Source organism: Pseudarthrobacter sp. lyk4-40-TYG-27, from assembly GCF_030209295.1.
Lineage (GTDB): Bacteria > Actinomycetota > Actinomycetes > Actinomycetales > Micrococcaceae > Arthrobacter.
In genome coordinates, this window is record NZ_JARVSH010000003.1 from 214,075 (window position 1) to 235,525 (window position 21,451).

Sequence of the window (21,451 nt, forward strand, 5' to 3'; positions counted from 1 at the left end):
GCTGCGTCAGCTTCTAGCTATACACCGTCCGGAGTACATCACGCATAGCGAAAAGCAAAAGTTCCCTGTGGGCGTAGCGGGCCCGGAAGTCAGGGAATGCCCCGGTCAGGGCTGTTCCGGCGGCGCTGCGACGGACCCGCGGGTTACCAGCGGGCAGCCGAGGAGCACCGGGCCGGATGTTCCGCCGCGGGCGTCGGCGCCGGTTCTGGGGGCTTCGCCGGATTCGGCTTCGATGGCGTCGGCTTCGATGGCGTCGATCAGCCGGTCCGCCGCCCACGCACCCATTTCGTAGTGCGGCAGGGCCACGGTGCTCAGGCCGGGGTGGAGGCTGGCGGCAATCAGTTCCTGGTCATCGAAGCCGACGACGGACAGGTCGCCCGGGATGGAGAGGCCCAGTTCCGCGGCCGCGCGGTAGGCGCCCATGGCCATGCGGTCGTTGTAGCAGAAAAGGCCCGACGGCGGGTGGCCGCTTCCCAGCATCCTGCGGGCGGCAGCGTATCCCCCGGCAGCATCGGACGACGCCGGCTCGACGGGGGCGGAGGAACCGTCCAGGCCCGCGCGGGTCAGCGTGTCCCGGAAACCCTGCAGCCGCCGGACGGTGGAGGGAACGTCCTCGGTGTTGTTGATGAACCCGATCCGGGTATGGCCCGCGGCAAGGAGGGCTTCCACCGCGGCGGCCGCACCGCCGTACTCGTCCGGGACCACTGCCGGAAAACTGTCATCCGCTGTGACGGCATCCACCAGCACCGAAGGGACCTTGCCGAGGTTGGCGGGCGCCTGCAGGTACCGGTGGTACATGGTGGCGTAGAGGATGCCGTCAACCTGCCGCTCCAGCAGGGACTCCACGTCGGTTTCACGGGAGCCGTGGTCCGCCGAGCCCGCAGTGTTGATGATCATCAGGGTGTAGCCCCGGGCGCGGGCCGCTTCATCGGCGCCGAGGATGATGCGGCCGGCATGCGGCGTGGTGGCCACATCCTCGCTGACCAGGCCCAGCACGCCTGACTTGCGGCTGCGGAGGGCCCGGGCCAGCCGGTTGGGCCCGTACCCCAGCCGGACCGCCGTCGACTTCACTTTTTCGCGGGTTTCGGGGCTGACGCGGGCGTATGGCGCGTCATTGAGGACATGGGAGACGGTGGTGGCGGACACCCCTGCCGCCCGGGCCACGTCCCTGATGCCAACGTTCCTGCTACCCACGGTGGTGGCCCCGGGCAGCAGGGGCTGCTGTCGCGGGCAGCTTATTCGTAGACGTGCGGGGCGAGGGTGCCCACGAAGTCCAGGTTGCGGTACTTTTCGGCGTAGTCCAGGCCGTAGCCCACCACGAATTCGTTGGGGATGTCGTAGCCAACGTACTTGACGTCGATCTCCACCTTGGCGGCCGTGGGCTTGCGGAAGGCGGTGCAGATCTCCACCGAGGCAGTGCCGCGGGATTCCAGGTTGGTCTTCAGCCAGGACAAGGTGAGGCCGGAATCGATGATGTCCTCGACGATCAGCACGTCCTTGCCCATCAGGTCGGTGTCCAGGTCCTTCAGGATCCGCACCACGCCGGAGGACTGCGTCCCGGAGCCGTAGGAAGACACCGCCATCCAGTCCATGGACACGTGGCTGTGCAGGGCCCTGGCCAGGTCCGCCATGACCATCACGGCCCCCTTGAGGACACCGACAACGAGGATCTCGCGCCCTTCATAGTCCTTGTCGATCTGCGCGGCGAGTTCGGTGATCCGCTGCTGGATCTGTTCCTTGGTGTAGAGAACGTGCTTGAGGTCTGCCTGGACGTCGTTTGAATCCACCAATGGCTCCTGTTTAGATGCGGGGTGCGACTATTTTTCGGGCGGTTTTTGAGGCCGGAATACTAGCTTCCCACAGCGCGCCCGTTCACGGGGAACGGAAGCGGCGCCTCCCGGGCTGCCGGCACCGGCAGGCCGTTCCAGTTGCGCCAGCGACAACCGGTACACGCTCACGCCGCCCGGAAGCTCCACCGGGCCTGCGGAACCCTGCCGCCGCAGCAGCGCTTCCGCCGCCAAAAGGCGCTGGTAGCCGGGCTGCTGGCCGCCGGCGTCGGCCGCTGCCTTGGCAATCACGCGGAACCTGATGGCTGGGGCCAAAGCCCCCAGCGCCTCCTCCGGCAGGCTGAGGTCCGTGCCGTCCCGCTCCACGAGGGAGGCATAGGTGCTTTCCGCCACATCTTCGAGGTAGTCCGCGTCCAGCTGCAGGATCGCGGCGGTGCGGGCCAGGGACTCGGCCACTCCCGGACCCAGCTTTTGCTCAAGGTGCGGGAGCACTTCCACCCTGGTGCGCGAGCGGGCGAAGGCAGGGTCGGTGTTGGTGGGGTCGTGCCAGGGTTCCAGCTCCTCGACGGCGCAGATCTCCTCCGTATCTGCCCGGCGCAGCCCCAGGAACGGGCGCAGCAGCACGCTGTGTCCGGTTCCTGCGCGGGCGGGCCGCATGCCGGCGAGGGACCGCGTTCCGGAGCCGCGGGCCAGGCCCAGCAGGACCTGTTCGGCCTGGTCGTCGAGGGTGTGTCCCAGGAGGATGGCGCCGGCGCCCTGCTGGTCCGCTGCAGCCTCCAGCGCGGCGTGCCGGGCCTCGCGGGCCGCAGCTTCGGGGCCCATGCCGGCCGCCGAGACCGTGACGGTGCGGATTTCGACAGGATCGAGGCCCAGCTCCCGCAGGGCTTCAGCGGTGCGGGCGGCAACCTGGGCGGACCCTGCCTGCAGCTGGTGGTCCACCACCACGGCGCCCACGGCCAGCGGGTGGCCGTCAACGTGGCCGCGCCGGGCGAAGTAGGCGGCCACCGCGGCGAGCGCCAGGGAGTCGGGCCCGCCGCTGCATGCCACGGTGATACGGCGGGGATAGCCGGCGTCGGCGAGCGCTTTTTGCAGCATTTTGCGAGCAGTGCCGACGACGGGGGCGAGCCTGCCGGGACGGCGCCGTCCGCTGCGGCGCGGGGTTGGGCCGGTGGAAGGATTCTCAGGCATGGGCGGGTGGTGCGGCTGGGCGTCCGGCAATCAGAGGCCCATCCGGTCAATCCACAGCTTGGCGTCGTGGATCTCCGGCTCCGTGGGCAAGTGGTCCACCGACTCCCAGACCCTGTTGAAGCCCTCCATGCCGGCCACGTCCACCACCGCGCGGACAAAGCGGGCGCCGTCGGAGTACTGGCGCATTTTCGCGTCCAGGCCCAGGAGGCTCCGGATGAACTTTTCGATCACGCCGCGGTCCTTGCCGCGGTCGTTGAACCGCTGCCGGATGGTCTTCACGGAGGGGACGATGCTGGCGTCAACGGCGTCCATCACCACGTTGGCGTGCCCTTCGAGGAGGCTCATCACCGCGGTGAGGTGGGAGATGGCGGCCTTCTCTTCGGGGTCCTGCAGCAGGTCCAGGATGGCGCCCCGGCCGGGCGTGTTTCCGGTGGCGGAACGGTCCTTCAACGAACGGGCAGCGGCGGAGGCGCGCTCCATCAGGGAATCGACGTTCCCCAGCAGGTGGCCGCTGAGTTCGTCGATCTGTTCGAGCATGTGGTGGCGCAGCCAAGGTGCCGCGGCGAACTGGACCCGGTGGGTCTGCTCGTGCAGGCACACCCAGAGCCTGAAGTCCTCCGGCGCGACGTTGAGTTCACGCTCCACCGAGACGATGTTCGGTGCTACGAGCAGGAGCCGGCCCGCAGCAGGCGCACTGGAGTTCTCGGCCAGGGCCGCGAAAGGATCGTACTGGCCCAGCACCTTGCTGGAGAGGAAGGCGAGCACGGCGCCGAGCTGGCCGCCGGTGATGGCGCCGCTGACGCTGGCCGCGGAGGGGCTCAGGGTGCCGCGGCGGCTGTCCAGCATCTTCTGCATGGCGGGCTTGAGCATCACCGCGAAGCTCTGGGTGTTGGCCTTGGCCCAGGATGCCCGGTCCACCACCAGCACGGAGGAGTCCCGCAGGTCCCGCGCGGCTTCCAGGCCGGTGATGTCGTGGACATGCGGGACGGATGCGTCGGCGAGCCGGCGGAGGCTGTCCACCGCCTCGCCAATGGCCTTTTCATCCAGCACCGGGCCGGCCGGAGCCAGCCGCGCCGCCGCGGAAGCAGCGAGGTCCCAGTTGATCAGGGACTGGGCCGTTGGGGACAACGTCGGTGCGGACTCGCGCGCGGTGGACTCCATGGTCCCATCAGAACACAGCGCGCCGGACAACGTCCTTAAAGTTCGCTGACCGGCGAACTTCCACAGCCACCGCACAGGGCGTCGAAAGCGGCGGCCCAGCCGGCCCGGCCATCGTTGGGGTACAGGCCAAGAACCCTCAGAAGGAGGCCGCCATGATCCCCTACCGCCCCATCCCGCCCCTGGCCGCAGGCCCGCGCAAGGGCTGGGCGTCGGTGCTTGCCGCCGTCGTCATGGCCGCATTGCTGGGCGTGCAGCCGCAGCAGGTCAGCGGCAGCCGCACCCGGCCAGCGCCGTGGCCGCACGGTCCAGCGCCTGCTTGTTCCCTGCCGCCCCCGGCGTGAGCCCGTTGCCGATGAACGAGAACACCAGGAGCCGGCCGTCCGCGTCCACCACGTAGCCGCTCAGGGCCAGCACGGTGTTCAAGGTCCCGGTCTTGGCGCGCACCAGGCCTGCCCCGCCCGCCGTGCCGGCATCCCCGTACCGGGTGTCCAGGGTGCCGGACAGGCCGCCCACCGGAAAGCCGTCCAAGGCGCCGCGAAGCCTGGCATCGGCACCGGTGGTCATGGCCCTGACCACGTCCGTGAACTGGCGGGCCGATACCTGGTTGCCCAGGGCCAGCCCGCACACGTCCGCCAGTTTGATGGTGTCCGTGGCGACTCCGGCGGCCCCCGCCTCGGCAACGACCGCTGCCGTTGCGCCGTCATTGCTGCCGGACCGGCCGGTGGCCAGCGCCGCCATCCGGCCCATGGTCTCGGCCAGGTAGTTGTCCGATACCTGCAGCATCAGGTCCACCTGCTCGGCCACGGTGGCCGATTCAACCTCTGCCAGCACCACGGGCTGCGCCTGCACGGCGGCGCCTGCCGCCGTGGCCGTGCCGGGTGCGCGTTCGACGCCGGCCGCGACGGTCAGGCCCGCTCCGGCACCTGCAGCGCGGAGCCGCGCAGCGAATTCCCCGGCCGCGGCCATGGCTGCGTCCTGCGGCCGTGGGCCTGTGGTGACCGCAGGATCGAAGCGCGCGGAGTTGAGGGCGAGTGGGTAGAGCGGGGCAATTTCGCCGGCTTCCACGTCGCCCGCCAGCCAGGCCGGGTTCAGCGCCGGACCGGTGAAGAGCGAGTCATCCAGCAGCACTGTAATTTCCCCGGTGGTGCCGGCAGCCCGCAAGGCATCCACGGCCTGCGCCGCAAGGGTGGCCAGGCCGGCGTGGCCCAGGGTTTGTTCGGGCCGCGACTCCCCGGCCCCCAGCAGGACGTCGCCGCCACCTACCAGCACTACCTGCCCGGGAGCGGGACCGCGCAGCACCTTGGTGGCGAAGCGGTGGTCCGGCCCCAGGGTCCGCAGCGCGGCTGCCGACGTCAGCAGCTTGAGGTTGGACGCCGGCACCCGGCCTTCCGAACCGCCCCGGTCAAAAAGGACCTGGCCGGTGGACGCGTCCTGCACCATGCCCGTGAAAGTGCCGCCGCCGTCGGTGGTCAACAGCGGATCCACTTGGGCCGCCACCGCCGAGGGCGCGGGCACCGGCGCGGACTGCTGGAGCGGGGCAAGGACTTGCGGGGCGGACACCGTGGCGGGGATCTGCTGCCAGGCCGGAACCGGCGCGGCCGGGACAGTCGCTCCGGGGGCGACGAATCCCGGTGCCACCAGCAGGGCCGCCGGGACTGCCAGGACCAACAGCAGCAAGACCACCAGCACCGGGGGGATGGCCGCCCGCAGGGCCTGGCCCAGGCCTGCGGAGCCCAGGGAACGCCGGCCACGCCGGGATTCCGTGCCGGTTGTGTTGCTCATGCTGGTGCTGGTCCTCAAGTCCTGAAATTTCCCCACAAGTTCCTGATTCCAGGGCCTCTCGCTATATCCTCAATAGTAGTCGGCGGTACCGACACTCTCTTTTGTGGGCCGTCAAGTGTGCCGCGCACCCCCTGTAATTGCCGAGGAGCATTCCATGAAGCACGACGTGACCATCGAGATCCCCAAGGGATCACGCGTCAAGTATGAAGTTGACCACGAGACCGGCCGCGTCCGCCTGGACCGCGTCCTCTTCACCTCCATGCAGTACCCCACCCACTACGGGTACTTCGAAAACACCCTCGGCGAGGACGGCGACCCGCTGGACGCGCTGGTGCTGCTGCAGGACTTCGACCTGCACCCCGGCGTCATCGTCGAATCCCGCCCCATCGGCGTCTTCAACATGACCGACGACGGCGGCGGAGACGCCAAGATCCTGTGCGTCCCGGTGGATGCCCGCTTTGACCACATCCAGGAAGTGAGCGATGTCAACGAGTTCCTGATCAAGGAAATCGAGCACTTCTTCACCCGCTACAAGGACCTGGAGCCCGGCAAGTGGGTCAAGGCCGAGGGCTGGGGCGACCGCGCCGCCGCCGAAGCCGAATTGGAAGCCTCCATCAAGCGCTACGTGCCCACCGGCCACTAATTCCTGCGGCGGCCCGCCTGGGCGCGGCCTTCGCCACAAGTCCCCGCATCTCGGACTATTCCCCGCATCACGCGATGGGGAATTGTCCGGGAGGCGGGGATTTCTGTTGTCCGGCCACTGGAAATCTGTGGAATCGTGGACCTGTGCCTACCGAGCCGACGCTTAACTCCACGTTGTTGTTCAATCCGCCCTGCGGCCCCGTCACCGGCTGGCGGGACGGCGATGTCCTTCGTGCCACCGGAATCCCGTACGCCCGGGCCCCACGTTTCCAAGCCCCGGCACCGGTCGCGGACTGGACCAGCGACTATGCCGCCACGGCGTTGGCCCCGGCCTGCCCGCAAGGCCCGGTCCCGTTCCTCGACGACGTCCTGGGCACCACCTACGGGGAGCTCCCGGGCAGCGAGGACTGCCAGAACCTCTCCATCACCATGCCCGGCGACCTCCAGCCGGGGGAACGGCTGCCCGTCATGGTGTGGATCCATGGAGGTTCCTACACCACCGGATCCGGAGACCTGGCCATCTTCGATCCCGCCAGGCTGGTGGCCGAAAACCGCGTGGTGGCGGTATCCGTGACCTACCGCCTGGGCCTGTTTGGGTTCCTGGCCACGCCGGCCGGGCGTCCAGGCAACCTGGGTCTCCTGGACCAACTGGAAGCCTTCCGCTGGGTACAGCGGAACATCGGGGCGTTCGGCGGCGACCCGGGCCGGGTGACCGCCTTCGGCCAGTCCGCCGGCGGCGACGCGATCGCCCACCTCATGGCCACGCCGGACGCGCCCGGGCTCTTCCAGCGTGCCATCATCCAAAGCGCACCGCTGGGCATTGCCCGGGGACGCGCCCGGATGAACCATGCCATGGGCATCGCCGCCGAAACGGTGACCGAGGAAACACCGGCCATGGAGGTGGTGGAACGCGAGGCACAGGTAGCCCAGGTGGCGCGGAAGTTCGGGATGCTCGCGGCCATGCCGTTTGGAACGCAGTACGGCCACGATCCGCTCCCGGAGGAGGATGCCATCGAGGCGGCCTGGGACCGGACCGCACCCGCGATTGACGTGCTGATCGGGCACACAACCGAGGAAGCCCGATTGTTCCTCCCCCGCAGCCCGTGGCTCATGCGGTTGGCCGCCGTTCCGTTGGTGGGTGCCACTGCCGTCCGCGCCATCGACTGGGTGGTCACCGAAACCGTGTACGGCCGGGCCACCCGCCGCTTTGCCCGCCGGCACGCAAAGGCAGGCGGCCGCGCGCACCGGTACGTCCTGGACTGGCACGCCCCCGGCAACATTTTCGGCGCAGCCCACACCATCGACCTGCCCCTGCTGCTCGGCACCCGGAAGACCTGGGACGGCGTGGGCCTGATCAACGGTGCCCGGTGGGAGGACGTGGACCTGACCGGCCGTTCAGTGCGGGCCCTGTGGGCCGGCTTTGCCCGGGGCGATGACCTGGGCGAAGCCGGAGCCGTTGACGGGGCGCTGCGCTACAGGCGCGTCTGAGCCCGGCATGAAGAGCCTCGGCGTGGACCTCGCGGCGGCCACCAAGAAGACCGCGGTGGCGGTCATCGAGTGGGGCGCAGGCAGCACGGGCAGCGGGGCCGCCCGGCTCACCCACCTGGCCCTGGACGTGGACGACCAGCACATCGTAGAGCTGTTCGGCAGCACCGACATGACCGGCGTCGACTGCCCCGTAGGCTGGCCCGATGCCCTGATCCCGTTCCTCACCGGGCACCTGGACAACATCGCGGCCCCCGTCCTTGAACACGACGGAATCGCCGGCCGCCGGCTGCTCGCGTACCGGGACACGGACCGCTTCGTCACGCGCGAAACCGGGCTGATCCCGCTCAGCGTCTCCGCGGACCGGCTGGCCCACCCTGCCATGCGCTGCGCGGTCATCCAGGCAAAGATCGCCCAACTCCACGGCCCGCAGCCAAGGGACGGTTCCGGCCGCCTGGCCGAGGTGTACCCCGCGGCGTCCCTGAAGATCTGGGGCCTCAACGGCCGCGGCTACAAGGGCCGCGGCGTCCCGGAAGCCGAGCGCCTGGCCCTCCTGCTGGCCGCCCTCGAGGAACAGGCGCCGTGGCTGGACCTGGCCGGGCACCGCGACAGCCTGGCAGGCTCGGACGACCTCTTCGACGCCGTCATCGCCTCCCTGACCGCCCGCGCCGCCGCCCGGCGTCGTACCCTCCTGCCGGACAGCACCCACGCAGCGGCCGCCCGCACCGAAGGCTGGATCCACCTTCCGGACTGCCGCCTCGACGAACTCCCGGACAGCTCCTAGCCGCCCAGGGTCCAGTTCCGGATTTCCGCCGGGTCCTCGCCATGCGTGCGGGTGTGCTCGCGGGCCCGGTTGCGCCGGTCCTGCAGCTCCTGGCGCAACAGCGCGTGCTTCCCCGCCAGGCCGGGGATACGGTCGATCGCGTCGATGGCCAGCGTGAAGCGGTCAATGCCGTTGAGCATGGCCATGTCGAACGGCGTGGTGGTGGTGCCCTCTTCCTTGTATCCGTGCACGTGCAGGCCCTGCTGGTTGGTGCGGCGGTACGCGAGCCGGTGGATCAGCGCCGGATAGCCGTGGTAGGCGAAAATGACCGGCTTGTCGGCGGTGAAGATCCCGTCGAAGTCGTGCGCGGGGAGGCCGTGGGGATGCTCGCTGTCATCCTGCAGCCGCATCAGGTCCACCACGTTCACCACCCGTACCTTGAGCTCGGGAGCGCCGTCCCGGAGCAGTTCCGCGGCGGCCACGGTCTCCACGGTGGGGACATCACCGGCGCAGGCCAGGACGACGTCGGGCTCCTCACCTGGCACCTCGGACCCCGCGAACGTCCAGATGCCCAGGCCACGCCGGCAATGGTTGGCGGCCTCCGCCGGACCCAGCCAGGTGGGTGACGGTTGCTTGCCGCTGACCACGATGTTCACGTAGTCCGTGGAGGCCAGGCAGTGCTCCATGACGGAGAGCAGGGTATTGGTGTCCGGCGGCAGGTAGACCCGGATGACCTCTGCCTTCTTGTTCACCGCGTGGTCGATGAACCCTGGATCCTGGTGCGAGAAGCCATTGTGGTCCTGCTGCCAGACGTGCGAGGACAGCAGGTAGTTCAGGGAAGCCACCGGCCGGCGCCATGGCAGCCCGCGGGAAACCTTCAGCCATTTGGCGTGCTGGTTGAACATGGAATCGACAATGTGGACGAAGGCCTCGTAGCAGTTGAAGACCCCGTGCCGGCCGGTTAGGAGATATCCTTCCAGCCAGCCCTGGCACAAGTGCTCGCTCAGCACCTCCAGGACCCGGCCGGAGCGCGCAAGGTGCTCGTCGACGTCGTCGATCCTGTACTGCCACACCTTGTCGGTGGCCTCGTAGACGTTCTGCAGCCGGTTGGAGGCCGTCTCGTCCGGGCCGAACAGCCGGAAGTTCTCCATGTTCTGCGCGATGACGTCCCGCATCCAGGAGCCCAGCGTGACCATGGGGCTCACCCGTTCGGTACCCGGGTGGTGTACCTCCACGGCGTGGTCCCGGTAGACGGGCAGCTTCAGGGCGCGCCTGAGCAGTCCGCCGTTGGCATGCGGTGTGGCGCTCATGCGGAAGTCGCCGGTGGGGGCGCCCTCGGCGACGTCGGCGCGGAGCCGGCCGCCGCCGTCGAACAGTTCCCGGGGCCGGTAGGACTGCATCCATTCCTCCAGCTGCTTCAGGTGGTCGCCGTTGGTGCGGACTTCGGCCAGCGGCACCTGGTGCGCCCGCCACGTGCCTTCAACCTGCAGCCCGTCCACGGTCCGCGGCCCGGTCCAGCCCTTGGGCGAGCGCAGCACGATCAGGGGCCAGCGGTGTCCGCCCTCCCCCGCGTCTTCACCGGAAGCGTCCTGCCGGTGGGCATCCTGGATTGCTTTGATGTCCGCCAGGCACCGGTCCAGGACGCCGGCGAAATCACGGTGTGCCTGTTCCGTGTTGTCCGGGTCGGCCACGGTGACGAAGTACGGTTCGTGTCCGTACCCGCGCAGCAGCTGCTCCAACTGCTGCTCAGGCATCCGGGCCAGGATGGTGGGATTGGCGATCTTGTAGCCGTTCAGGTGCAGGATGGGCAGCACCGCGCCGTCCGCTGCGGGATCCAGGAAGTTGTGGGAGTGCCAGCTGGCAGCCAGGGGCCCGGTTTCCGCCTCGCCGTCGCCAATCACGACGGCGGTCACCAGCTGCGGGTTGTCGAACACCGACCCGTACGCGTGCGCCAGGGAGTACCCGAGTTCCCCGCCTTCGCTGATGGAGCCGGGAGTTTCCGGGGCGGCATGGCTGGGGATGCCGCCGGGGTAGGAGAACTGCCGGAACAGTTCAGCCATGCCGGCCTCATCGTTGCCCACGTGCGCATAGATTTCGGAGTAGGTCCCCTCCATCCAGGCATTGGCGACGACGGCGGGACCGCCATGGCCGGGACCGGCAACAAAGAGCATCTCCAGGGAGTCGCGGCGGATCACGCGGTTCAGGTGGGCGTAGACGAAGTTAAGCCCGGGCGTGGTGCCCCAGTGGCCCAGCAGCCGGGACTTGGTGTCCGCCGCCTGCAGCGGCTCCCGCAGCAACGGGTTGGAGCGCAGGTAAATCTGCCCCACGGAGAGGTAGTTGGCGGCGCGCCACCAGCGGTCCACCAGGGCCAGATCGTCCGCCGACGCCCCGGCCTGCCCCCGCCGGTCGTGCCGCATGTCGTCGTGCCCTGTATTCCCGGCCATAGCCATCCTTACATCGGGTGTGCCGCTGGGCGGCCGTTCCCCCATGGCAACAGATGAAGGGGCACGCAGGCAAGGCCCGGCGTCGTGCCCCGCGCCCATTCTAGGACTTTCACACCCCCGGCCGCGGCGGTTTCGTCATTTCTACTTCCGGGTAGTGTGTACCCAGAATGTTCACGCTGACCATCAACCAGACTGACAGCCGGCGCGACGGCGACCAGGTGCCGCAGCTGCTCAAAGCGCTGCGACATATCCCTGCGCGCCTGGATTTTGACCGGTCCGTCGAGGATGAAGTGCAGGGTGTGGTGGACTGCCCGCACCAGGCTGTGGAGGCGGCGCTGATCGCTTTGCGCAGCGGATCCTGGTACGTGGGAATCGGCGCCGGGCCGGTGGACGAGCCGCTGCCCAACCAAATCAAGGACGCCACCGGCCATGGCCTGGTCTACGCGCGCAGGGCCGTGGACCGGCTCCGCAGCAGCAAGGAGCGGATTCCGGTTGCAGTGGAGGGGCCCCTTGCCGATGTGGCCCATGACGCGGAGGCCGTGCTGCGGCTGCTCGGACACATTGTCCGGGACCGTTCCGGCGCCGAATGGCGGGTGCTGGACCTGCTGACGCCCGGGGTCCGCGGCCAGCAAAAAGCGGTGGCGCAGGAACTGGGCATCACCACCCAGGCTGTCAGCAAGGCAGTGTCCCGGGCGCAGTGGAACGAGGAACATTCCGCCCGGCCCGCGGCAGCGAGGCTGCTGGCCCTGATCCTCGAAGCGAGGTAGCAGGGCCCGCCCTGCGCTGGGGCAGGCCTGCTTAGCCCCCGTCAGGAGGCTGTTCAGGCTCCCGCGGCCGCCATCATCGGTTCACCGTTGAAATACTCCAGCTTCCACCCGTCCACAGCATGGTGGTGTGCCACGTTCAGGGCGGCGTTGTCCACGCTGGCCAAGGTCTGGCCGATGGCACGGCTGAGGCTGACCCGCAGCAGGGTGCCGTGCGCCACCACCAGTATCCGCTGCCCACGGAATTCCTCCGCCAATGCCTCAAGCGCGGCGAGGCCACGGTCCGCCGCCTCGGCTTCGCTTTCAGCACCCTTGAACCCGCCGGGCACTCGCAGCGCCTCCAGTTCGGGGCCGGCCTGCATTCCTTCGGCCGGTCCGAAGCTGCGCTCGGTCAGTTCGGGGATGCGCCGGGCCACCGCGAACCCCAATCCTTCGGCGATCAGGTCCGCGGTCTCGGCGGCCCGGCTCAGCGGGGAGGACACGATCACGTCCCATTCGTACGGGGCCAGGACGGCGACAGCGTCACGTGCCTGGCCGCGTCCGACGTCGTTCAAGGGGATATCGGTGGCACCCTGCAGCCGGCGTTCGGCATTCCAGTCGGTCTGGCCATGGCGGACGAGGGCGAACGTCGTAAGGGTCATGGTCCTATTCTGCCTTGGTGCCCGGTGCCGGCTGGAATCCGGGCTGCCGGAGTGGGCAGGTCATAGGAGGCTGCGCAGTACGTGTGCGGCGCCGTCGTCGAACACCGAGTGGGTGACCTCATCGGCTGCCGCAATCACTTCCTCCGGAGCCTGCCCCATGGCAACTCCGCGGCCGGCCCAGCTGAGCATCTCGATATCGTTCCGGCCATCGCCAACGGCCACGGTGCGGTGCTGCTCGATCCCGAGCCGGAGCCGAAGGTTCTCCAGGGCACTGGCCTTGGTCACCCCTGCCGCTGCGATATCCAGCCATGCGGTCCAGCCCACCGAGTAGGTCACCCCGGCCAGTCCCACGTGGTCGATGGCCTCGTTGAATTCCTCGGGCGTGTTTTCAGTACTGAACACCACCACGCGCACCGCGGTGGCCTCCAGCATGGTGTGGAAGTCGACGCCTACGGCCTCGACACCGAAGCTGGCGTCCTGGAACCGTTCCGTGGAGAGGAAGTTTCCATCGGCATCCTCCAGCGCGTACTTGGCAGAGGGGAGCCGTTCCCGGAGGGCCCTCAGGGCAGGCCCAGGGTCGAAGGTGGCTTTGTGGATGACCTCGTAGCCGTTGGCCAGTTCGGGGTGGAGCCGGAGGGTCACGCCGCCGTTGCAGCAAACAGCGTAGCCGCGCTCTATGCCGATCTTTTCGATGACGGGGAGGGTGGCATTCAAGGAGCGGCCGGTGGCGATCATTACCTCGTGCCCGGCCGCCACTACCGCCTGCGCCGCGTCCCGCACGCCCGGCGTCATGTGGCCGTCGTGGTCCACCAGGGTGCCGTCCACGTCCAGCGCGACCATCAGCTTCTGGCCGATTCCCGAAAAGACGTAGGTGTTGGTGTTGTCTTGGTTGTTCTCTCGCCGGTCATCGTTGCCGGCGACTGAGGTTTCAGTCAGCGTTGTCATTGAAACAGTGAAGCAGACGTCACTGACAGGCGCTAGGACGCAGGACACAGCTTTACTGAACTGTTGATTAACTGCGGGTTTCCGCACCTCGAGGCGGGTCACCGGTGGTTCCGCGGTACCGCCTGTCAGAGGCTTGATCGCAGAGGACACCCTTCTAGAATCTGATTCGCGAACAAGCTTAGGGATAACCGGGGGTAGGGGCACTCACCTGCTCCGGATGCCGGCAGCCAGGAGTTTGGCGCGTAGCCGGTCAGGATTCTGCAAGTCGGCCCAGCGCCAACGGACGAAGCCATGACCAAGTGACCGGATCCGGTCCTCACGGATCTTCTCCCGATAGACCGCCTCCTCGGCGGTGATTCCTCCGCGCAGGGCGGCCTGAACATACTTGCCTTTGCCGTCGAATTCGCCAACCACCCCCGGGTTCGGCCACCAGCAGTCAGTCCTCCCAATGAAACCCTCCCGGTCGGCAAATGTGCGCTGAAGGACGGGCTGCTCAAAGCCAAGGAACTCGAAGACTGCCCTGCTGTAGGACTCCCCTACAGATTCCGATAACGGGCTGGCAAGGGAAGCGGCGCGTTCGGCACGTGCCGCGGCGGAAGCGTGCGGAAGCGCCCGGATCCCGTCCCGGATGTCCTGAAGCGACCACAAGCTGGCATCAGCGGGCATTCGGCCAGCCTTGTGCAGCTTTCGTGCGGCTCCGTCAGCAACAACCAGCGCCTGGCTCAGGCTGCGGGTTGCCATGATGTCCAAAGTGGTCTCCACCAGCCCGAGACTGAGGAACTCGCCGTGGCGCACAGGTTCATGTACCTGCTTTAGCCGGTATTGGAGGGGGTAGGACCGCACCTCCCGCGCTTCCCGGGCGGCCTTGTCCGTGCCGAGGACCACGAACGGCGACTTCCTGATCCCGCTGCGGCCCGGCAGGCTGGTTGCCAACTCCACACATTGGGGGTCGCCCAGCGTTGGTAGGCCGATGGCCCATGCAGCCGTCTGCCCACAGAGGACCGCGCCGCTGACGGATCTCGCAATCGCCGCCGTCGACCACGCGAAGCGTTGTGCGGGCGTGGCACCGATCCAGTCATTGGTCCGCACGTAGAAGCCTCGCCGGAGCCGTACGAGCTGCCCGGCCTTGAAGGCGCGGTGCAGGGCATCAGTGCCGACGCCGGTGCGGAGTATGGCGGCAGTATCAATCAGGCCAGGTGGTATCTCCATATCCCAAGGATGCGGGGCTGGAGCCTGCCGGGCGGTTCGCCCGCGGCCGTATGTGGACAGTTCTGGGCGAAACCAAAGCTTGTTCGCGCATCCGATCGGTGAAGGACTGGTTGCGCGAACAAGCCTATGAAAAGGGACGGCCCTACAGGACCGGCAGAACCTCGAGCCCGCCGAGGTACTTCTGCAGCGCTTTGGGTACCTTGACCGAGCCGTCCGCGTTCTGGTGGTGCTCCAGCAGCGCCACGATCCAGCGGGTGGTGGCCAGGGTGCCGTTCAGGGTGGCCACGGCGCGGGTGCCCTTGGCGACGCCGTCAGCCTTGACCGCGCGCTCACGGATGTTGAGGCGGCGCGCCTGGAACGTGGTGCAGTTGGAGGTGGAGGTCAGCTCGCGGTAGGCGCCCTGGGTGGGGACCCACGCTTCGCAGTCGTACTTCCGGGCCGCGGACATGCCGAGGTCGCCCGCCGCGGTGTCGATGACCCGGTACGGCAACTCGCACTTGGCCAGCATCTCCTCTTCCCAGGCCAGCAGGCGCTGATGCTCGGCGGCGGCTTCTTCGACCGTGGTGTAAATGAACATTTCCACCTTGTTGAACTGGTGCACGCGGATGATGCCGCGGGTGTCCTTGCCGTGCGAGCCGGCCTCGCGGCGGTAGCAGGAGCTTTGCCCGGCGTAGCGGATGGGGCCCTTGGAGAAGTCCAGGATCTCGTCCGCGTGGTAGCCGGCCAGGGCCACCTCGGAGGTGCCCACCAGGTAAAGGTCGTCTTCGGCGAGTCGGTAGATCTCGTCGTCGTGCTTCACATCGAAGCCGGTCCCCTGCATCGTCTCCGGACGCACCAGCGTGGGGGTGATCATGGGGATAAAGCCCGCTTCAATGGCCTGGTCCATGGCCATCTGCAGCAGCGCCATTTCCAGCCGGGCTCCAACGCCGCGGAGGAAGTAGAAGCGGGCACCGGAGACCTTGGCGCCGCGTTCCATGTCAATCGCGCCGATCAGCTCACCGATCTCCAGGTGGTCCTTGGGCTCAAAGTCCGGGAACTCGCGCGGGGTGCCGACGGTCTTGACCACCACGTAGTCGTCCTCGCCGCCTTCGGGAACACCATCCTCCACCAGGTTGGGGACGGTGCGCAGCAGCTCTTCCTGCTTGGTCTGCGCGGCATCGGCCTCGGCGGAGGCCGCCTTGACGGAGTTGGCCAGCTCCTTGACCTCTGCCAGCAGTGCCTGCTTCTCTTCACCCTTGGCCTGCGCCACCTTCTTACCGAAGGCGTTCTGCTCGGCGCGGAGGTTTTCGAAGCGGATCAGGGCGGCGCGGCGCGCGGCATCCGCGGAGATGATCGCGTCCACCACTGATTCGTCCGCGCCGCGGGCGCGCTGGCTGGCACGGAACTTGTCCGGGTTTTCGCTGAGGTCTTTTACGTCGATCACCAGACAAGGGTATCCAATACCGCGCACGACGGCGGGCGGCAGGCCCCGTGCGCCGGGCCGCCGCACGCCGGGCTACTGTTGAACCACCATGAGCGACTGGATTCTTTACCTGCTGATTGCGGTGGCCCTTGCCTTCGCCACCTCCAGCTGGTGGGGGGTCCGGCGCCTGCAGGCCCTGCACGTGCGCAGCACAGTGGCCGGCGAAGCCTACGATCCGGGCCTGGCGCAGCAGCGGGTGGCCGTTGTCCTCAATCCGATCAAGGCGCGGGCAGAGGAAGCAAAGGCCACCATCCAGCGCGCCTGCCTGGCAGCCGGCTGGGAGGAACCGGCCTTTTTCGAAACAACCGCGGACGACCCCGGCTTTTCCCAGATGCAGGCTGCCTTGGCCGGCAAGCCCGACGTCGTCCTGGTGGGCGGCGGGGATGGCACGGTCCGCGTGGTGGCCGAGGCCCTCGCACACACCGATGTTGCCATGGGTTTGATACCGCTGGGAACCGGCAACCTGCTGGCCAGGAACGTCGACCTTGACGTGAACGACCTCCACGGGAACGTTCAGACGGCGCTGTTTGGGCGGCAGCGCTACATCGACACCGCCCGGATGGCCATTGAGAACTCCCGCACCGGGCACTACTCAGAGCACGTCTTCCTGGTCATCGCCGGGATTGGCATGGATGCCGAGGTCCTGGCGGACACCAACGACGGGTTGAAGAAGGCGGTGGGCTGGCTCGCTTACACCGAGGCTGGCGTCCGGCACCTCCCGGGCCGGCGGAAGAAGGTGTCCATCTCGCTGGACGGCAGCCCGGAGCAGGTGCGGAACATCCGCAGCGTACTTTTCGCCAACTGCGGGCTGGTGCCGGGCGGCATCGACTTCATTCCGCAGGCAATGATTGACGACGGCATGCTGGACGTGGTGGTCATGAGTCCCCGCAGCGCCCTGGGCTGGCTGCTGATGTACATGAAGATCATGTTCAAGCACAGCGGAAAACTGCCGATCATGACGGTCTACAGGTCGGTCAAGGTGGTCATCAAGTGTCCCGAGCCCATGCCCACCCAAATCGATGGCGACACGTCCGGGGAAGCGACCCAACTCACCGTCCAGGTGGAACCGAAGTCATTGCTGGTAAGGGTCAAGGCACACGAGCCGGGCGGCCCGGGGCAGGCGAAAACCCGCATCTAGGCGTGCAAGGCCCATCAGCGGCTGGGGAAATGCCAGGCCGGCCTGACCGGCCGGCTCACGTGGATCAGGCTCCGGCGTCCTTCTTCTCCGCCTCAGCTGCTGCTTTGGCAGCGGCATGGGCCTCGGACTGTTCACGGATCATTGCCTGTTCCTCTTCGAAACGCAGGCGGTCCGCGCGGTCAGCATCGTCGCCATCCCAGTCCTGGTTGTCTGCGGCAGGCTTGGGGTTGACGATCATCCCCTGGCCGTCATTGTCAGTGGTGCTGGTCATGACCCGCTCCCTTCATTAGGGGCCATACCCCGTGTGGATCAAGCAAGCATACGCATTGTGCACACCCCGCGGAAGTAGTCCGAAAGGCAATTTGCCTACGCTGTGGGCGAAGATCCGGAACCGCTTTCACCTGCGGTGGATGCCGCGTCAAGTATGGATCCGACCCAGTCCCGGGCCGCCGAAAAGGCGGCATCGGAAGTATGCGCCGCCACCGCCGTGGCCTGCCTGTCCGCCCGGGCATACGAACCCAGGAAACGGGTCCCGGGGCTGATCCGGTGCAGTCCCGCCAGGGCATCCGCAACACGTGCCTCGCCGGCGTGGCCATCCGCGTCGATGCTGAAGAAGTAGTGGCCCAGGTACTGCCCCGTGGGACGCGATTCGATCCGGCTGAGGTTGACGCCGCGGCTGGCAAACTGGTCGAGGATCTCCATCAGCGCACCCGGACGGTCCTCCGGCAGCGGGACAACAAGCGTGGTCTTGTCCGCGCCGGTGCGTTCCGGAAGGACACCCGGACGGCTCACCAGGATGAAGCGCGTCACGGCGCCCGGATTGTCACCAATGTTTTCCGCCAAGACCTGCAGGCCCGGATGCGCTTGCGCTACGAGGGGCGCACAGATGGCGGCATCGTAATGGCAGTCACCGTCCAGCAGTCCCATGGCCGCGGCCGCGGTTGAAGACCCCGGAACATATTCCGCACGGGGCATGTTGTTTTCCATCCACATCCGGCACTGGGCCCACGCGTGGCCATGGGTGGACACGTGCCGTACGTCCTCCCTGCGCACGCCAGGCCGGGTCACCAGGACGAAGCTGATGGGTACCAGGACCTCGCGGATGATCCGCAGCTCTTGGCCGCTCGCTATCGCGTCGAGGGTGGCGGTGACGCCGCCTTCGACCGAATTTTCAATCGGAACCATGGCAGCGTCGGCAGAACCGCTGCGCACTTGGTCCAGGGCGGCATTGACGTTCGACGCCGGCACCCGGACTGCTTCTTGCGCACCGGGTACCTGCAACAGGGCAGCCTCGGTGAACGTGCCCTCGGGTCCGAGGAACGCGTAGGTGGGGGGACTGCCGTGCACTACAGCACCAGCGGCTTGAGTCCGTTGTCGGAGACCAAGGGTTTGCCCGATTCGAGCCACTGGTCCATCCCGCCGGAGACGTTGATGGCGGTGTACCCCTGGCCCGTGAGCCACTGGGCAACACGGAACGACCTTCCGCCGGTCCGGCAGATGACATACACGTCCTCATCCGGATCAAGTTCGCCCAGCCGGGCCGGGATCTGGTCCATGGGGATGTGGAGTGCACCGTCGGCATGCCCGGCGACCCACTCGTAGTCCTCCCGGACGTCCAGGATGACGGCATCAGCCGGGATGTCGTGGACGGGCACGGTATCAAAATCGCTCATCGGAGTCCTGTCGTGGCGGATCAGAGTCACGTTAAAGCCTAGTCCTTCGACCACGGGTGGTGCGGAAACCGGCAAGCTAGGCTGGTGGCTCCCGAGGAGGTTTCCATGTCCCGTCAGCAGCCTGCCCGTCCGGCGCCAATACAGTCGCGCCCCGGCCGGGACGTCGGCGGGGATGCCGGACCGTCCACGGCCAAGGAGCCGGAGGGCCGGGTCCTTGGCTGAACTTCACGAACTGCCCGCGCTGGACCTGCGGAACCTCCTCCGCGCCGGGACGGTGTCCGCTGCTGAGGCCACCACACATTTCCTGGCGCGGATCAGTCGGCAGAACCCGTTGCTGGGGGCCTTCATCACCGTTACCGCGGACCAGGCCATGGAACGGGCCCGGGCGACTGATGACCTCTACTCCCGCACCGGTACCGACGACCTCCCCCTGCTGCACGGCATGCCGCTGGGCTTCAAGGACCTCACCGATGTGGCGGGCGTGGTTACCACCCACGGAAGCGCCGCCGTCGAGCATAAACCGGCTCCCGCGGACGCTCCCCTGGTGGCACTCCTCACGGAGGCCGGCGCGGTTTCCCTGGGCAAGACCCAAGTACCCGAGTTCGGCCTGACGGCCTACAGCGAAAACCGCATCGCGCCGCCGTCGCGCAATCCTTACGCACCCAGCAGGAGTTCGGGCGGGTCCTCCGGCGGCAGCGCTGCCGCCGTGGCGGCGGGCTTGCTGCCCTTCGCGCCAGGGACCGACGGCGGTGGTTCAGTCAGGATTCCGGCAGCCGCCTGCGGCCTGGTGGGGCTGAAGCCGGGCCGTGGCCTGGTGGCTGCCGGGGAAAGCAGCGGTGACCCGGCCCGGCTGGTGGTCCCGGGCCCCCTTGCCCGGACCGCCAAGGATGCCGCCCTGATGCTGGACGCCATGGCCCCGGGGAACGAATACCTCGCGGGCATAGGCCAGGAGCCGCCACCGTTGAGGATCGGCGTCACGCTGGAGAGCCCTTGGTCCGGCACCTTCCCCTTCAGTATCGAACCCGAAGCACTCGATGCCCTCCGGGCAGGCGAAAGGCTCCTGGAACACGCCGGCCATAACCTGGCCGAAGCTGCCGTGCGGTACGACAACCGCTATCCCGATGCCTTCACCACCGCCTGGACGGCAGGAGTGGGTTCTGCACGGATCAGCCCCTCCCGCGAAGCGCTGCTGGCGCCGTTGACCCGGACCTTCCGGCGTCGGGCCCAACAACGCAGCCCGGCGAAGCTCGCCGAAGCCCTGGCGTTCCTGCGGCAGTTCCAGCACGACACCGTCGCGCAGTACGGCCAGTGGGACCTGATGATGATGCCCGCGCTGGCGCAGACACCCCGCCCCGTGGGCTGGTTCACCGGGACCGGCCACGGCGGCGGACGCTGGCCGGCCGTGCAATGGCCAGGAGATGCCGACGGCGACTACCGGAAGCAGTGCGAATATGCGCCGTGGTCCTCGATGGTGAACGTATGCGGATTGCCGGCCATAACGCTCCCTGTCCACTGGACCGGTGGATCCGCCGGAAGCGGACTCCCAATGGGCGTCCAACTGGTGGGTCCCTTAGGCTCGGAAGCCCTCCTGCTGCAGGTGGCGCATCAACTGGGCCTCTAGGCGCCGCGGCGGTGTGGTGTTGTTGACCTGAACCTAACGCCCGCTTAACCCGGCGGTAACCCCGGCGGCGCAGACTGGAAAAACCACCTTTCGCACCCTCCGTACGCCTTTCCGCCCAATGAGGAGCTGCACCACCATGAATGCTGAACAGCACGCCACCGGCGCCGGCCCCACAGAAACTGCTGACGACGGGCGGCCGGACCTGAGCAACTCCAACGTCAGGGAGGACCTGGCCATGGCCGGCCGCTGCGGCCTGGTGCACCTGCCGACGGGCCGGGCCTGCCTCCTTCCGCTGCGCCACGGCGGCCCCTGCGAGTTCCACCGCCCGCAGGAGGCGCAGGACGTGGTGACCGGCGGCCGCTGACAGGCGCCGGCCACCACGGTATCGACTCCGGCAACAAACAGGAGGACCATTAAAGGGCAGTCACCATGAGGAGGTCTGTGATGTGCTATTCATCAAGCAAGGACTTCGGGTGGGACGCCAGGAAAGAAACCAGGCGCCGGCCTGAAGAGCGGCCTGAGACCCACGAAACTCCGAAGCCGGCCAAGGCACCGGAATTCACGTTCTGGGCCTTTCCGAAGTGGCGCAGGTCGCCTGTGCCGGGGACTCCCTCCGCCGAACGGAGCAAGGAAAGGGTCTGACGCCCGGCCCTACACGGCCCGGGGCAGTAGTCCAAGGAGGGGTTCCCGTCGGGGCCCCTCCTTCCCCAGGGCTCCCAATCCAGCCTGCCTTTCATGCAGCAGTA

General features: G+C 67.9%; 20 protein-coding genes. 7 read left to right on the top strand and 13 right to left on the bottom strand.

What is annotated here, in order from left to right; genetic code table 11:
• Positions 1-105 precede the first annotated feature (105 nt).
• The 5 genes from QRM96_RS05470 to QRM96_RS05490 form a co-directional block, all read right to left on the bottom strand.
• Positions 106-1,194: a LacI family DNA-binding transcriptional regulator gene (locus tag QRM96_RS05470; RefSeq protein ID WP_285318741.1), complete on the bottom strand. Its 1,089-nt coding sequence runs from the start codon at positions 1,192-1,194 to the stop codon at positions 106-108.
• Between the two features lie 41 nt (positions 1,195-1,235).
• Positions 1,236-1,787 carry a hypoxanthine phosphoribosyltransferase gene (gene hpt / locus QRM96_RS05475; protein WP_018762659.1) on the bottom strand — a complete coding sequence of 184 codons (552 nt, stop codon included), beginning with the start codon at positions 1,785-1,787 and terminating at the stop codon, positions 1,236-1,238.
• A 30-nt stretch (positions 1,788-1,817) separates the two neighbouring features.
• A complete protein-coding gene (tilS, locus tag QRM96_RS05480) occupies positions 1,818-2,882 on the bottom strand; it encodes a tRNA lysidine(34) synthetase TilS (RefSeq protein ID WP_285319066.1) in 1,065 nt (354 codons plus the stop codon).
• Between the two features lie 123 nt (positions 2,883-3,005).
• Positions 3,006-4,136, bottom strand: a complete 1,131-nt coding sequence (locus QRM96_RS05485; RefSeq protein WP_018762661.1) for an Rv3626c family coenzyme F420 biosynthesis-associated protein — start codon at positions 4,134-4,136, stop codon at positions 3,006-3,008.
• Positions 4,137-4,400: 264 nt separating this feature from the next.
• Positions 4,401-5,918 (bottom strand): D-alanyl-D-alanine carboxypeptidase/D-alanyl-D-alanine-endopeptidase, encoded by a 1,518-nt coding sequence (locus tag QRM96_RS05490; protein ID WP_285318743.1) that lies wholly within the window; start codon positions 5,916-5,918, stop codon positions 4,401-4,403.
• Positions 5,919-6,072: 154 nt separating this feature from the next.
• Between QRM96_RS05490 and QRM96_RS05495 the strand changes: the two genes are divergently transcribed.
• The 3 genes from QRM96_RS05495 (at position 6,073) to QRM96_RS05505 (ending at position 8,829) form a co-directional block, all read left to right on the top strand.
• Complete coding sequence (locus tag QRM96_RS05495) at positions 6,073-6,561, top strand: inorganic diphosphatase (RefSeq protein ID WP_018762663.1); 489 nt, start codon at positions 6,073-6,075, stop codon at positions 6,559-6,561.
• A 143-nt stretch (positions 6,562-6,704) separates the two neighbouring features.
• Entirely contained in the window at positions 6,705-8,048 is a 1,344-nt protein-coding gene (locus tag QRM96_RS05500; RefSeq protein WP_285318745.1) for a carboxylesterase family protein, read from the top strand.
• 7 nt (positions 8,049-8,055) lie between these two features.
• Positions 8,056-8,829 carry a DUF429 domain-containing protein gene (locus QRM96_RS05505; protein ID WP_285318746.1) on the top strand — a complete coding sequence of 258 codons (774 nt, stop codon included), beginning with the start codon at positions 8,056-8,058 and terminating at the stop codon, positions 8,827-8,829.
• Here QRM96_RS05505 and QRM96_RS05510 read toward each other — a convergent pair.
• The gene (locus QRM96_RS05510; protein WP_285318748.1) at positions 8,826-11,252 is read right to left on the bottom strand and encodes a phosphoketolase family protein; all 2,427 of its coding nucleotides are present in this window, start codon (positions 11,250-11,252) and stop codon (positions 8,826-8,828) included. The genes QRM96_RS05505 and QRM96_RS05510 overlap by 4 nt on opposite strands.
• 167 nt (positions 11,253-11,419) lie before the next feature.
• Here QRM96_RS05510 and QRM96_RS05515 point away from each other — a divergent pair, with 167 nt between their 5' ends.
• Positions 11,420-12,019, top strand: a complete 600-nt coding sequence (locus QRM96_RS05515; RefSeq protein WP_018762667.1) for a hypothetical protein — start codon at positions 11,420-11,422, stop codon at positions 12,017-12,019.
• Between the two features lie 53 nt (positions 12,020-12,072).
• Here the strand turns inward: QRM96_RS05515 and QRM96_RS05520 are convergent, their stop codons facing one another.
• The 4 genes from QRM96_RS05520 to serS form a co-directional block, all read right to left on the bottom strand.
• Positions 12,073-12,657, bottom strand: coding sequence for a histidine phosphatase family protein (locus QRM96_RS05520; protein WP_285318751.1), 585 nt, complete (start codon positions 12,655-12,657; stop codon positions 12,073-12,075).
• A 60-nt stretch (positions 12,658-12,717) separates the two neighbouring features.
• Positions 12,718-13,602 (bottom strand): HAD family hydrolase, encoded by an 885-nt coding sequence (locus tag QRM96_RS05525; protein WP_285318753.1) that lies wholly within the window; start codon positions 13,600-13,602, stop codon positions 12,718-12,720.
• 204 nt (positions 13,603-13,806) lie between these two features.
• Positions 13,807-14,811: a type IV toxin-antitoxin system AbiEi family antitoxin domain-containing protein gene (locus QRM96_RS05530; protein WP_285318754.1), complete on the bottom strand. Its 1,005-nt coding sequence runs from the start codon at positions 14,809-14,811 to the stop codon at positions 13,807-13,809.
• A 142-nt stretch (positions 14,812-14,953) separates the two neighbouring features.
• Complete coding sequence (gene serS, locus QRM96_RS05535; protein WP_285318755.1) at positions 14,954-16,234, bottom strand: serine--tRNA ligase; 1,281 nt, start codon at positions 16,232-16,234, stop codon at positions 14,954-14,956.
• Positions 16,235-16,322: 88 nt separating this feature from the next.
• On the opposite strand from serS, the gene QRM96_RS05540 reads away from it, so the two are divergent.
• Positions 16,323-17,411, top strand: coding sequence for a diacylglycerol/lipid kinase family protein (locus QRM96_RS05540; protein ID WP_109044075.1), 1,089 nt, complete (start codon positions 16,323-16,325; stop codon positions 17,409-17,411).
• Positions 17,412-17,475: 64 nt separating this feature from the next.
• Here QRM96_RS05540 and QRM96_RS05545 read toward each other — a convergent pair whose 3' ends face one another.
• From QRM96_RS05545 to QRM96_RS05555, 3 genes are all read right to left on the bottom strand, one after another.
• Positions 17,476-17,682 (bottom strand): hypothetical protein, encoded by a 207-nt coding sequence (locus tag QRM96_RS05545; RefSeq protein WP_018762673.1) that lies wholly within the window; start codon positions 17,680-17,682, stop codon positions 17,476-17,478.
• Positions 17,683-17,777: 95 nt separating this feature from the next.
• Positions 17,778-18,758, bottom strand: a complete 981-nt coding sequence (gene pheA / locus QRM96_RS05550; protein WP_018762674.1) for a prephenate dehydratase — start codon at positions 18,756-18,758, stop codon at positions 17,778-17,780.
• Positions 18,758-19,084 carry a rhodanese-like domain-containing protein gene (locus QRM96_RS05555; RefSeq protein ID WP_018762675.1) on the bottom strand — a complete coding sequence of 109 codons (327 nt, stop codon included), beginning with the start codon at positions 19,082-19,084 and terminating at the stop codon, positions 18,758-18,760. Before QRM96_RS05555 ends, pheA begins: the two co-directional genes overlap by 1 nt.
• A 214-nt stretch (positions 19,085-19,298) precedes the next feature.
• Here QRM96_RS05555 and QRM96_RS05560 point away from each other — a divergent pair, with 214 nt between their 5' ends.
• Positions 19,299-20,705 (top strand): amidase, encoded by a 1,407-nt coding sequence (locus QRM96_RS05560; RefSeq protein ID WP_285318757.1) that lies wholly within the window; start codon positions 19,299-19,301, stop codon positions 20,703-20,705.
• A 136-nt stretch (positions 20,706-20,841) separates the two neighbouring features.
• Positions 20,842-21,069: a hypothetical protein gene (locus QRM96_RS05565; protein WP_018762677.1), complete on the top strand. Its 228-nt coding sequence runs from the start codon at positions 20,842-20,844 to the stop codon at positions 21,067-21,069.
• The last annotated feature ends 382 nt before the right edge of the window (positions 21,070-21,451 follow it).